Below are 13,189 nucleotides of genomic sequence, written 5' to 3'. Positions count from 1 at the left end.
ATGTATTTGTTTCGCCTAGCCCTGGCCAGCCTGGCCAACCGACGCTTCACCGCGATCCTCACCGCATTCGCCATCGCCCTGTCGGTGTGCCTGCTGCTGGCGGTGGAGCGGGTGCGCACCGAAGCCCGCGCCAGCTTTGCCAGCACCATCAGCGGCACCGACCTGATCGTGGGTGCGCGTTCGGGGTCGGTCAATTTGCTGCTGTATTCGGTGTTTCGTATTGGCAATGCCACCAACAATATTCGCTGGGACAGCTTCGAGCACTTCGCCAATAACCCGAAAGTGAAATGGGCGATCCCGATGTCTTTGGGTGACTCGCACCGCGGCTACCGGGTGATGGGCACCAGCGAGGCGTACTTTGAGCACTATCAATACGGCCATCGGCAAAACCTTCAGCTGGCCAGCGGTCGTGCCTTCCAGACCGACCCGTTCGAGGTCGTGCTAGGCGCCGAAGTGGCCGAGGCGCTGCATTACAAGCTGGGTGACAAGCTGGTGCTGGCCCATGGCGTGGCTGCGGTCAGCCTGGTTAAACACGACGACAAGCCCTTCACCGTGGTCGGCATCCTCAAGCGCACCGGCACGCCTGTGGACCGCACGCTGCATATCAGCCTCGGCGGTATGGAGGCGATCCATATCGACTGGCACAACGGCGTGCCTGCCCAAGGCGCTGCCCGGGTCACTGCCGACCAGGCGCGCAATATGGACCTGACACCTCAGGCCATCACGGCGTTTATGCTCGGCCTGAACAGCAAGATTTCGACCTTTGCCCTGCAACGCGAGATCAATGAGTTTCGCGGCGAGCCGATGATGGCGATTCTGCCCGGCGTGGCGTTGCAGGAACTCTGGAGCCTGATGAGCACCGCTGAAAAGGCGCTGTTCGTAGTGTCGCTGTTTGTGGTGCTGACGGGGTTGATCGGCATGCTGACGGCCATTTTGACCAGCCTCAATGAGCGCCGCCGCGAGATGGCGATCCTGCGCTCGGTGGGTGCACGGCCCTGGCATATCGCCACGCTGCTGGTGTTTGAAGCGCTGGCCCTGGCTTTGGCAGGCGTGGTGGCAGGCGTCGGCTTGCTGTACGTGTGCATCGCGCTGGCTCAGGGGTATGTGCAGTCGAATTACGGGATCTATTTGCCGCTGGCCTGGCCAAGTGAATATGAATGGACGCTGCTCGGCGGTATTCTGGCAGCCGCCCTGCTGATGGGCTGCGTACCGGCATGGCGCGCTTACCGACAATCGCTGGCCGATGGTCTGTCCATTCGTTTATGAGCTCAGGTTAATGAAAAAAGCTGCGATGTCTGGTGTGCTGCTGGCGCTGTTTCTCTGGGTGAGCACACCCTTGTGGGCGGCCGAGCCGAAAGAACTGACGTGGTCAGAGATGATTCCGCCAGACGCGCCGCCCGAAGTGCCGAACATGACGCCGCTGCATGACCTGTCGCAAATGGGCGACATGGAGACCGCTCCCGCGGCCAAGCAGGACTTGCCCAACGCCCCCGTGGTCACCCAACTCGATGGCCAACTGATTCGCCTGCCGGGATACATCGTGCCGCTGGAAGTCAATGAAGAGGGGCGTACTACGGAGTTTCTGCTGGTACCGTACTTTGGCGCGTGCATCCACGTGCCGCCTCCGCCGTCCAACCAGATCGTGCACGTGACCAGCAAAGTCGGGGTTCAGGTCGACGAGTTGTATCAACCGTACTGGATCGTCGGTGCCCTGCAGGTCAAGCCCAGCACCAGCGACTTGGCTGACGCGGGCTATCAGATGGATGCACAAAAGATCGTGGTCTACGAACTGCCGGACTAACCCGGCAGCTGTTCACGAAATTTTCACGTCTTCACTTTTCATTGAGCTGGGTCAACAGAACGGGCCCGGCCGCTCATTACCATTGGTTATATAAATTTTAAATATCCCAATGGAGCTCCCATGCAAAAGTCCCTGCTTAGCGCCGCCGCGCTGACGCTTGCCGTTGTCGCACCGTTGGCCCACGCGCATTCCGAGGGTGACATCATCCTGCGTGCCGGTGCCATTACGGTAAACCCGAAAGCCGATAGCTCCCACGTCAAAGTGGACCGCGGCTCGTTGGGCGGAACCGATCTGGGCGGCAAGGCGACCATGAGCAGCGACACGCAACTGGGTCTTAACTTTGCCTACATGATCACCGATCACGTGGGTATCGAACTGTTGGCCGCGACCCCGTTTGAGCATGACGTGAAACTCAAAAATACGGGCCTGCCACAAGCCAACGGCAAGCTGGGGACTCTCAAGCACTTGCCGCCAACCCTGAGCCTTGTGTACTACCCGCTGGATTCCAAGTCGGTGTTCCAACCGTACGTGGGTGCCGGTATCAACTACACCTGGATCTACGACGAGCACGTGGGCAGCCGCGCAACGGCTGAAGGTTTCGACAACTTCCGCGCGTCCAACTCGTGGGGCGTGGCCTGGCAGATCGGTGCTGACTACATGCTGACCGACAACATCATGATCAACGCCCAGGCGCGTTACATCGATATCGACACGCACGCCTACGTCAACAACAGCGCCGTGGGCGATGGCACCCGCGCCAAGGTCAACGTCGACGTTGATCCTTTCGTGTACATGGTCGGCCTGGGTTATAAGTTTTAAGCGCGCAGCGCTTGGCCAAAAGCCTCTAGCTTCAAGCGGCAAGAAAAAAGCGCCTTTTAAGGTGCACTTCGAAACCTGTGGGAGCCTGGCTTGCCAGCGATGCAGACGATGCGGTTTTCTGTAAAACCGCGTCGCTTCCATCGCGAGCAAGCCCGCTCCCACAAGGTGTTGAAGTGTTACTCGGGTTGTTAACGCCCCAACAGGTGGGCCAGACCGACGTTCATCGGTGTGGCGTCACCGAGGGTGAAGCGCTGCAGCAAGCGACTGTTGTCCGCACGCGAATGGCGGATATCACCCGGGCGAGCCGGGCCGTAGCTGATCGGTGGCAGTTCGCCAACCACTTCGCTCAAGGCTTCGAGCATTTGCTTGAGGGTGGTGGCTTTGTTCAGGCCCACGTTGATGGCGCCCTCTTCAACCTGTGGTGCTTCAACGGCCTGCACCAGAATGCCGACCAAATCACCCACGTAGATGAAGTCGCGGGTTTGCTCGCCATCACCAAAGATGGTGATCGGCAGGCCTTTTTCAGCGCGTTCACTGAAAATGCTGATCACGCCTGAGTATGGCGAAGATGGATCCTGGCGCGGCCCGTAGACGTTGAAGAAGCGGAAAACTACTGGCTCCAACGCGTGCTGGCGGCGATAGAAGTCCAGATAGTACTCACTGGCCAGCTTGTCCGAAGCATAAGGGGTCAGCGGCGCTTTAGGCGTGTCTTCAACAATCGACTCGCCCTCACCGTTGTTGCCATACACCGCAGCGCTGGAGGCAAACACCACTCGTTTGACGCCCGCTTCGCGCATGGCTTCGCACACATTGAGCGTGCCGACAAAGTTGCTTTGGTGAGTGCTCACCGGGTCGTCTACCGAGGCCTGCACCGAGGCCACCGCGGCCAGGTGCACGACTGCACTGCAGCCGGCCATGGCGCGCTTGACCAGGGCCGCATCGGCGACGTTGCCTTCAATGAGTTCGACCTTGGGGTTATCCAGAGGCAAGTTGTTGCGCTTGCCTGTCGACATATCGTCGAGGATTCGTACGGCATGCCCTTTGGCCAGCAAGCCGTCCACCAGATTGGAACCGATAAAACCGGCACCGCCGGTGATTAAAACGGGGGCATCAACCATGACGATAAAACCTGTCCAGTAAAGCCGGGAGCCCTGCACGCCAGGCGCGAGGTTTGATCCCGAAGGTGTGAAGGATTTTTTTACAGGCCAGTACCGCATGCTGAGGCTCTTCTGAGGCATCAGGGCATGCAGCGTGTGCCTGCGGTGTCGGCGCCTGGATGGCCAGCGGGTGCAAGTGCCGCGCTTCATCCAGGATGGCCTGGCCCAGCGCCAGCGGCGTTGTGGCCTCATGCCCGGCGTAGTGGTAGGTGCCCCACAGCGGCGCCGCGCAATCGAGTTGTTTGAGCACCGAAATAATGACCCGGGCGGCATCATCGACGGGTGTCGGGTTGCCGCGTCGATCATCCGCCTTGAACAATTCGCCGGGCTTTTCTGCCTGAGCCAAAAACCGGCCCAGGCTGCCTTCGGGACTGTCATCAAGCAACCAGCCGAAACGCAGCAGAACATGTTGCGGGCAGATGGCCCGCACACTTTGCTCAATACGCCACAACGCCTGACCGCGCAGGCCGAGCGGCACAGGTTCGTCTTTTTCGCTGTAGGCCGTGGCCCGCGAACCGTCGAACACTCGATAGCTGGAAGGCTGAAGCAAGGTGATGCCGTGGTGCTGGCACAACTCAGAGAGCCGCTCGACCGCCCGTTCCTGGTCGGCAAGGCGTGTTTCGCTCACGCTCCGCGCCTGAAACCAGTCGAAGTAGTACGCAAGGTTGATGACGGCATCCGGACGGGTCTCGTCCAGCAGCTGCGTCAGGCTCGCGGCGTCCCAGCCGTCTTGCGGCGGACGCGGGGCGAGGAAATTGATGTCTTCCTCGGCACCCAGACGAATCAGCGCCTGCCCGAGAGCATTTCCGCCGCCCAATAACATAAGGCGCATTCGCATAGAGTGTGCAGGCTCAGTCTATTCAGAACGGTGATATATACCAGAAAACCAACCGTGGAAGCTGTTGGCCATGATCAAGACCCCACCATTTTGCGGGTTTCTGTGCGAGTCGTCACTGACAAACTGCGCAGCTGGTTATTTGCCATCACTGTGATGAAGGCGGCATGTCAGGCAGCACAAGCGCAGAACGCGGCGGTTCGGCTGCCGCTTGTGCGGTTTGCCCGGTGTCACGCGCAGGTATCAAAAAGCCCTGTGGATAATGTTGTGCAAAATGTACATCGGCTGAATTATCCACAAGCTTTTTAAGTCGTTCATTGAATGCCCGCGTAATAGAGCCCTGCGCACCGGACATCGTTCTGAACTGCGCGGTAATCGTGACCCCGTCGAGGTTCATGCTGTCGATCCCGTACACGCTCATCGCCCCCTGCAAACTCAGGCTGAGCAACGGGTCGTCGCTGATCTGCCGCCCTGCCTCGCTGATCAAGTCCGAGGCTTTATCCATATCGCTGTCATAGGTGAACTGAACGGCGAAATACGCGTAGGCAAATTGCCGCGAATGGTTGATCACCGCCTTGATCTGACCGAAGGGCACCGAGTGCACATAACCCCGCGAATCGCGCAGCCTCAAGGTACGGATAGTCAGCCCTTCGACCGTGCCGGCGTGGTTGGAGTCGATCTCGACCCAATCGCCCACCGAGATGGTGTCTTCTATAAGGATGAACAGCCCGGTGATGACGTCTTGCACCAGTTGCTGGGAGCCAAAACCAATCGCCAGGCCGATCACCCCCGCGCCCGCCAGAAACGGGGTCACGTTCACGCCCAGGTTGGCCAGGGTGGTGATGGTGAAGATCACCGCTAGCACTACTTTTATGGCATTGCGGATCAACGGCAGGATGGTTTTGATGCGGGTGCTCGGTGCATGAGTGCCGCGCCGGGTCACCGGAGGCTCCAGAACTTGCTGGATGGCGGTATCCATCACCACCCAGGCCAGCCAGGTGACCAGAAAAATCAGCAGGATGTGCCCAAGCGAATCACTGATGACTTGCCCCGTGTGGCTATCGGAGGCAAACGCCAGTACGGAGAACCCCCAGATCTGCGCCAGCAATTCGATGAAGGCCACGGCCAGCAGAATGCGCAACAGCACATACACCACCATCATCAAACGCACGCGGTAGGCACCGTTGGAGCGCAGGAGTGTGGTGAATGAGTGGTGCAAAAGCGAACCCAGAAACACCGTGGCAATCAGCAAGCCTGAGGTCAGCAATGCACTGCGCAGCGCCCGCCCGCTGCCCTCGCCGATGCCCACCAGGTCCAGCGCCGAGACCAGCAGCATGAGCAGAATGGGCCAATACCAGAGCACCGAAAATATCCGCAACGACTCCTGGAAAGCAGGCTGCCCCAAGCGCTGCGCCAGCGCTCGATTGCGAATCAGTTGCCCCACTGGGCGGCGCAACTTGATCGCCAGATAAGCGAAGATGGCGCACGCGACCAACCCCGAAAATATAGAGAGACAACTGGCGATATTAGCGCCCAGCGTGAGCCCGACCTGCGGGGTGTCCAGCCCGTCACTCAACGCAGCAAAGAACCCCATCGCGAACAACGGACGCACACAGTGCTGACGAATAATCCGCACGGCGGGCCGTTTGTGGCCGGCATCGAGCATTGCGATCAATGACATCACCAGCGCCGCACAAAACACCCCGCTGCTGCCGGCGTAGGTCAAACACACTGCCAGAGCACGGCCAATTGAGCTGGGCAACAAGTGGCTGCCGAACACGATGACGACCAACGACAGCACCGCAGGCAGCAAGTACGGCACTCCGGCGCGCAACAGCCGCTGCAGGCGCGGACGCGCTTGCACGACGCGGGTGTTGTTCAAAGAACGTACCAGTAGTTTGCCTGCCAGCATCAACCCGGCAAAAACGCCAGACCAGACAACCAGCAACACGAAAAAGTCGCCCACACCATTTTTATCAGGCTGCTCGACCACCTTCTCGGCCAGCGCTCCGGCCTCATGGGCTGCCCGCTCAGCACGCAGGCGCCAGATATCCAGCAAGTGCTTGCTCAGCCCCAACTGGTCTTGCACATCATCGATGCTGGAACCCAACACCCCGAGCAGCCCGCCGTCTACCAATACCGGCGGTTTGCCGTCGGTCTCTTCGGCTTTGATGACCGAGGCCAGGGTGGGTGCCGCGTGAAGCAGGCCGTTGCCTGACAGCAACAGAATGAGGAACACAAAAACTGTTTTGAATTTGGACAAACCCGGGGCCTCATGCACATCCTTGATAGACCCACCGTACCAAATGATCAGGTTCGATACAGGGCACGTCTGCGTTTTCGATCACGTACAGCGTAGTCAATGCCACCTCTGGCGCCAGAAATCATCGCCCGGGGGCTGCCTGAAGTGACCTCCATAAAATACACGGCCAGACAAAATGTGTAACCCGAAGATCAGACACCAGACACTTCATACGTAGCAAACAGTAAATCAAGCTCTCAATATGTGAAGGCCATCACTCTTATTAGAACTCCGCACAAGAGCCAATAAACGACAACTTTAAAACAAGTTTAAACCGCATAAACCCAACAACTTTATCAAGACAATACGTACAGTTAAGAGCAGACACCCTTACAAAAATGGAACACCTGTGCAGGCCGTTTAAATACAACAAACCCTACATAACACACTTAATGTTTAGACGATTAAACAACTAGAATTCCACTTCAAAACAAAGCAACAACGCAGTGCACACACCCATGTTTACGTAAATGAAAGTTTTCATGACATATTTACAAACATAATTTCATCTATTAGAGTCGTTCGAATAGGGCATTACAGGCTTGAACCCTCATTCGAGTACCACACTGCACTTTCACTATTTAATAGCCTTGTTTGTCTGACTGCCCGGAGATCGGAAATTGGAAACAATGATCGATGCTATTTTGTGCGCGATGGATAACCCACAGCAAAGTGCACTGCGCCACATTACGGTTATAGAAGAGAACGGAGAAGAAAAAAGCATCTCCTATGCGGCGTTGGCACAACAAGCGTTGGCAGTCTCTTCAGCCCTGACCGAACTGGGAGTTGTTCGTAATGATTTGGTTATCCTTGCCCTGCCGGCCTCCATCGATCAACTGGTGTTATTGACCGGGTGCGTTTTGATTGGCGCTTTGCCTTGCACGGTAGCGCTACCCGGAAGGCTGATGGCCGACTCCCCGCGCAACCAGATCTACGTGGCCTGTCAGTTGTTTGCACCACGCCTGCTGATCGCATCCGAGAGCAACACACCCGCACTCCAGCGTTTGCTTGCCCACCTGCCTGTACGGGTGTTCTCGAGCGAAGAGGTGAAGCTCGCTGCCAGCGCAGGGTTTGCAGTGCGCGTGGAGCGTTGCCAGGCGGACAGCGGCCATCATGTGCAACTGACCTCGGGCTCGACCGGTCGCCCCAAGGCCGCCATCCTCAGCCACCGCAATGTCATCGCCAATGTGCGCGGTATCGGCGGCGTGGTGGGTTACAGTGTTGAGCGCGGCGACGCCTCTGCGTCCTGGCTGCCGCTGCATCACGACATGGGCCTGGTGACGCTATTGTCGAACCTGTATTACCAAGCGCCCCTGCTGTTGATGCAACCGGCCAGCTTTATTCGCAACCCGCTTGGCTGGCTTAAGCGCATGTCCAGTTTTGGTGCAACTACCACGGCTGCACCGACGTTCGCCCTGCAGTATTGCATTCGCCGTTACCGCGAAGCGTCAATGAAAGACGTCGACCTGAGCAAGTTGCGCAACATCTTTGTCGGCGCCGAAAGAGTGGATGAAGCCTGCCTGAAGGAGTTTGCACAGACGTTCGCAACGCACGGCCTTTCACGTTCTGCGCTGCAACCGTGTTACGGCATGGCGGAATCGACGCTGGCGGTGACCATGCATAACACGAACTTCAATTACGACAAGCAGGCGCTCTCCTACGTCATTGCTGACCGCATCGACTCCGGCGCAGTGATCGACCATTGGCAGGCACGCCGCGCCGACGAGAACACTCGCAGGGTAGAAACCGTGCTGTCGATGGGGCGCCCGATCGAGGGTATGCACGTTGCCGTGAAGGCTCTGGACCGTTCCGACGCCAAGGATCGCGAAGTGGGTGAAATCTTTATACGCGGTACGTCAGTCATGTCCGGCTATTTGCCCGCCGAAGGCCAGACCGAGCAGTACCAAAGCGGCGACTGGTTTGCGACCGGTGATATCGGTTATCGAGTGGATGAACACGTGTTTGTCCTGGGCCGCAAGAAAGAACTCATCATCATCCGGGGCAGTAATTACTTCCCGCATGAAATTGAAGACGTCATTGCCTCACACCCTTTATTGGCCAGCGGTGGCAATGCAATAGCGGCTTTCGGTATCTATGACGAAACACAGAGAACCGAAAGTTTGGCGATTCTGATCGAGCTTGATGCGAAACAGGATCAAATAGAACTGCGCACTCAACTTCAAAACCAATTGCGCGACAAGTTTGGATTTGGCGCCCACGCCATTTCGTTTGTCCCTCCCGGAAGTTTGCCACGCACCACCAGTAACAAACTTAAACGTCTGGAGTGCAGGAACATTTATCTCCAACTGGCATTGGACAACACAGATAAATCCGAGACAGCGCAACTTACGAGTTAACGCATAAGCAACGCTGTGACATCGACACGCTGACGCACTGCACCTTTTAATTACTGGATCACTCACTATGCACACTTTGATGCAAGGTGGGGAGACGGGTTCGTCACGCCATTCATTATTGAATGTGTGCGCGCAACCAGTTCTTCACCGCTTATCCCTCTATGGCGAACTTCCTGCTCAGTTGATCCAGATTATTTCGCGCGCCTCAGTGCGACTGATGGATTCGGACATGTTGATTTCGCAGACGATGCACAACTATGAGGCAGCCGAACAATTGAACCGGCCCTCAGTTGCCCTGTCGCAGCCGACCCATGACCTGGAACTTATTCTGGAGCGCATTGAGCAAGACGGTCTGGCGTTGCACTACCGATCCTTCATGCAGAACTTCGCCCATTTGTTTTCGCTGTTTCTGACACCCGATCAATATGAGCGAGCACGCGCCAGCATTGATGCCGGCAGCGCCCTGCGCTTTCTGATGAGTGATGCTGGCGGCCCAACCCTCACGAGCTGGCGCACGGTCGCCCAGCCGGAAGGGGATGGTTTCAAGCTGCACATCGACAAGGTCTGGGGCATGTACGCCAACCTTGATGGCATGGCGATCGTTGCCGCCCGCACGCCGGGCTCGTTTTTCCCGTCGGCCTTTCTGGTCTGGCCCGAGCAATACAAGACCCTCAAGCGAACGCTCTGCGGCGACCCCTTTCTCGGCGATGTCGTGCAGTTGGGGAACGTCAAGGGCACGGTGCAGGTTGCCCAGGAAGATCGCCTGAAAGTGGGCGGGCCTGCGGTACTCAATAAATACCTGACGACAGTACGACCTTTTCTGGTGCGCGCACTGATGGCCCATCTGCAATGGCTGGCAAATCAGGGGCGCCTCGAACTCACGCCGGATGAGCGCGCGTCACGCGACTTCATCGCAGCTGCCGCCCACACCAAGACGCTCGCCGACCGCTACGAGAGCGAAGACGTACACCGCGTGCTGGCACTGAAACTCGCCTCCAATGAACTGCTTTTGCATCTGGTCAGCCGCGGCGCCGTGGCGAGCTTTCTCGACCAGCGTGACCTGTTGGCGTTTACCAAAATGGAAGGCAGCTCTTACCGCTGTTATCACGAATTGCGCGCAAGCATGCGCGTGGCCAAGCCTGAACCCGAGTCAATTTAACCCGCTGTACCCCCAGGAGAAGCACCTATGACAACGACGACTGACACCCTCAATACCCTGGAACTTCTGAAAAAGGAAGCCGCCAAGATTCTCAATATCGAATCCGTCGACACCCACGTCGGCTTGGGCGAGCTGGGTATCGATTCACTCAATGTGGTTGAGCTGATCGTCTATTGCGAACAGCTCTACGGATCCATTGATCCTGAGCAACTCAACATCACCCAGTACACCACCCTGGAGCAAATCGACAGCCAGTTGCAGCAGCAACAAGTCGCCTGATCGCCAACCACCCTCATACCAGAAGCTCACCATGTCGAACTCGCCGCCCTTTGCATCAACGCCGTCGCTTGGCACCGTTCCGGCTTTCAGGGTCCATACGGTGGCTTACCGGCGCACCGAAACGCCCTTTGTGTCGCCCCAGGTCAGCCTGGAGGATGCGGCGCTGGCGCTGGGGCAGCGGGTCGGCGATGAGGCTTGCCGTTATGCAAGCGACGCAGACCCCATCGACGATTACGTGGTGAGTTCTACCGTGTTGTCGCAGTTTTTGGCGGACGGCTCGCCCCATGCAGGCTATTTCCAGGAGGCGATTGCCAGCCATTACGGGCGCCGCCCTGACTGGGTCACCAATGCCTACGAATGCACGGGCTGGGGTTTCATCCTGCGGTATATCCAGGGCAAGGCTCAGTTCAACGGTCGTCGCAGGCTGTTACTGCAGATTGTCGACACGGACATCCACAACTTTACTTACTGGCTAGGCAACAACCGTTGGGGCAAATCCGGTTTTGGCATCTGCACGTTAGTGATTGATGTGATGCCAGAGCCCAACAACATGCTGCTCATCGGCACTGCAAGCCAGGCTAATGCCCTGCTGCAATTAGGGCGAAGCCTGCGCAGTTTCACCGAAAGCCGGCCTGGCTTAGGTATCGCAGTACCGTTCTTTCCTGAGATGTCACGCCGCGCCCTGTTCAAGTGTTTCGACACGGCGTGCGTGCACGCCGACCATTATCAGCGATTCGGTCATTCCTTCGGCAGCGACCCCTGGCTTTCGCTACTGGCCGAGCTGGGCGCGGGCTCCGCGCACCCCGGCAGCGACTGCATCGTGTCTTCGCTGGCTATGAACGGCTATTTCTCGATTGCTCAAATAACCCTCGCACCCGATCTGCACTTTGCACTGGAAGGTGAACTGTGAAGAACGCACACACCTGTTCGCTGCTGTTGCAGCGCAATCCGGATCACAACCGGGCGATCCCATGTTCGGCCCGCAATCTGCCACTGTTCGAAACCCACGACTATGCACGCCGGAGCGTGTACGCACACGACAACCCCACGCCGGTGCTGGTCAACAACCAGCAGTACTACTCCTTGCTGTCGACGCTGGCCCGGCACATTTGGGACAGCTGCGGCGAACAAACGCTGATCCTGGCGCAGGTACGCATGCCGTCCATCGACCTTGCGTTGCCAAAGAACCTGCTCGATCCACGCGTAACGCTGGGCGCCCACTTAAGCAATGAAGCCTTGTTCTGGGCACGCCAGCTACCGACACCGGTGGTCTGGATCAGCGCCGAACAGATTCGGCGCGACCTGTGGGACGGCGGCGATAACCGCCTGCACATCGCCGCCTGGAATTGCCCACCAACGCCAGCCATCACCGAGTGGTTCTTACCCGAACTGGACTGCTTAACAGCGCAGGTGCACCCATCACCTGCGCATGAGCCGTTCACCACATCTCAATCGAAATGCACGCACGTACAGGGGTGATCATGCAAACAGAGCACGAACAGACACTCGATGATGGCCAGCCGATCAAGTGGAATTTCTCGGTCGATGCGTTCATGTCGCAGACCTACGACTTCAGCGATGACAGCTTGAATGCGCTGTATCAGAAGACAAAGGCCAACCAGTGGGATGTCAATACCGACATCGATTGGAGCTACGAGCTCAACCCGGACAATCCTCTGGGCATGCCGGACGGCACATTGCTGATCTACGGCACCGATGTCTGGAACAAAATGAATGAACAAAACCGTGCCGAAATTCGCCATCACTCTCAAGGCTGGACCCTGTCGCAGGTGCTGCACGGTGAACAGGCGGCCCTGATCTGCGCATCGAAGCTGGCGGTGGCCGAAGAAAGCCTCTCGGCCCGACTCTGCGCCGCCGGGCAAATCATCGATGAAGCCCGTCATATCGAAGCCTTTGGTCGCCTGGTCAACAGCAAGCTGCCAATCAGCTACCCCATGAGCAAGGCGCTCAAAGGCCTGCTGGAAGAGACCATTACCACCAACAAACTCGACATGACCAACCTGGGCATGCAAGTGCTGGTGGAGGGCATTGCGCTGTCACTGTTTCAAAGCATGGTCGCCTACACCAAAGACCCGTTCATCAAAGACCTGATGACGCGTATTCAGCGCGATGAAGCGCGCCACTTCGCCATTGGCCGTATCACCCTGGGCAGTGTGTACAAGGAAATGAGCAGCACTGAACGCAAGGAACGCGAAGAGTTTGTGGTGGAAGGGGCTTACACCTTGTACGAGCACCTGTGCGCCGACGACATATGGGAGCCGATGGGCTTATCCAAAAGAGAGTGCAGCCACCTGGTCAGGAGTTCGGAAGTGGCCAACTCCATGCGCCGTTCCATTTTCCGGCGGCTGGTGCCGACCATCCGCGAAATGGGCTTGCTGACGCCCCGTGTGAGCGATGCCTTTGAAAAGCTCAGAGTGCTGGACTACGCCGCCATGCCGATGCCGGCTTAACAAGGAAGA

Annotated in this window: 12 protein-coding genes; 9 read left to right on the top strand and 3 right to left on the bottom strand. The window is 57.7% G+C overall.

The genetic code is table 11. The features are described 5' to 3' along the window. The 3 genes from GHO32_RS05955 to GHO32_RS05945 all read left to right on the top strand — a co-directional run bounded on the left by GHO32_RS05955 (position 1) and on the right by GHO32_RS05945 (position 2,620). On the top strand, positions 1–1,266 hold the full coding sequence (locus GHO32_RS05955; RefSeq protein ID WP_048388952.1) for an ABC transporter permease: 1,266 nt from the start codon (positions 1–3) through the stop codon (positions 1,264–1,266). 25 nt (positions 1,267–1,291) lie between these two features. Next, the gene (locus GHO32_RS05950; RefSeq protein WP_153336438.1) at positions 1,292–1,801 is read left to right on the top strand and encodes a DUF3299 domain-containing protein; all 510 of its coding nucleotides are present in this window, start codon (positions 1,292–1,294) and stop codon (positions 1,799–1,801) included. Positions 1,802–1,921: 120 nt separating this feature from the next. Next, a complete protein-coding gene (locus GHO32_RS05945) occupies positions 1,922–2,620 on the top strand; it encodes an OmpW family protein (protein ID WP_153336429.1) in 699 nt (232 codons plus the stop codon). Between the two features lie 188 nt (positions 2,621–2,808). Here the strand turns inward: GHO32_RS05945 and GHO32_RS05940 are convergent, their stop codons facing one another. The 3 genes from GHO32_RS05940 to GHO32_RS05930 form a co-directional block, all read right to left on the bottom strand. Then, entirely contained in the window at positions 2,809–3,738 is a 930-nt protein-coding gene (locus GHO32_RS05940) for an NAD-dependent epimerase/dehydratase family protein (RefSeq protein ID WP_153336428.1), read from the bottom strand. After that, positions 3,731–4,615: a sugar nucleotide-binding protein gene (locus GHO32_RS05935; protein WP_153336427.1), complete on the bottom strand. Its 885-nt coding sequence runs from the start codon at positions 4,613–4,615 to the stop codon at positions 3,731–3,733. Before GHO32_RS05935 ends, GHO32_RS05940 begins: the two co-directional genes overlap by 8 nt. A 145-nt stretch (positions 4,616–4,760) precedes the next feature. Continuing rightward, on the bottom strand, positions 4,761–6,875 hold the full coding sequence (locus tag GHO32_RS05930) for a mechanosensitive ion channel family protein (RefSeq protein ID WP_153336426.1): 2,115 nt from the start codon (positions 6,873–6,875) through the stop codon (positions 4,761–4,763). Between the two features lie 668 nt (positions 6,876–7,543). On the opposite strand from GHO32_RS05930, the gene GHO32_RS05925 reads away from it, so the two are divergent. From GHO32_RS05925 to GHO32_RS05900, 6 genes are all read left to right on the top strand, one after another. Continuing rightward, positions 7,544–9,271, top strand: a complete 1,728-nt coding sequence (locus GHO32_RS05925; RefSeq protein WP_153336437.1) for an AMP-binding protein — start codon at positions 7,544–7,546, stop codon at positions 9,269–9,271. A 229-nt stretch (positions 9,272–9,500) separates the two neighbouring features. Beyond that, positions 9,501–10,430 carry a hypothetical protein gene (locus tag GHO32_RS05920; protein WP_218577045.1) on the top strand — a complete coding sequence of 310 codons (930 nt, stop codon included), beginning with the start codon at positions 9,501–9,503 and terminating at the stop codon, positions 10,428–10,430. A 27-nt stretch (positions 10,431–10,457) separates the two neighbouring features. Further along, a complete protein-coding gene (locus tag GHO32_RS05915; RefSeq protein ID WP_048373891.1) occupies positions 10,458–10,709 on the top strand; it encodes an acyl carrier protein in 252 nt (83 codons plus the stop codon). Positions 10,710–10,740: 31 nt separating this feature from the next. Next, positions 10,741–11,619: a hypothetical protein gene (locus GHO32_RS05910; protein WP_153336424.1), complete on the top strand. Its 879-nt coding sequence runs from the start codon at positions 10,741–10,743 to the stop codon at positions 11,617–11,619. Then, entirely contained in the window at positions 11,616–12,188 is a 573-nt protein-coding gene (locus GHO32_RS05905; RefSeq protein ID WP_153336423.1) for a hypothetical protein, read from the top strand. Before GHO32_RS05910 ends, GHO32_RS05905 begins: the two co-directional genes overlap by 4 nt. A gap of 2 nt (positions 12,189–12,190) precedes the next feature. Then, on the top strand, positions 12,191–13,180 hold the full coding sequence (locus GHO32_RS05900; RefSeq protein WP_048388963.1) for a ferritin-like domain-containing protein: 990 nt from the start codon (positions 12,191–12,193) through the stop codon (positions 13,178–13,180). The last annotated feature ends 9 nt before the right edge of the window (positions 13,181–13,189 follow it).

The organism is Pseudomonas sp. FSL R10-2189, from assembly GCF_009600325.1.
GTDB lineage: Bacteria > Pseudomonadota > Gammaproteobacteria > Pseudomonadales > Pseudomonadaceae > Aquipseudomonas > Aquipseudomonas helleri.
The sequence above is the reverse complement of the archived record's forward strand: the minus strand, read 5'-3'. Positions and strand labels throughout refer to the sequence as shown.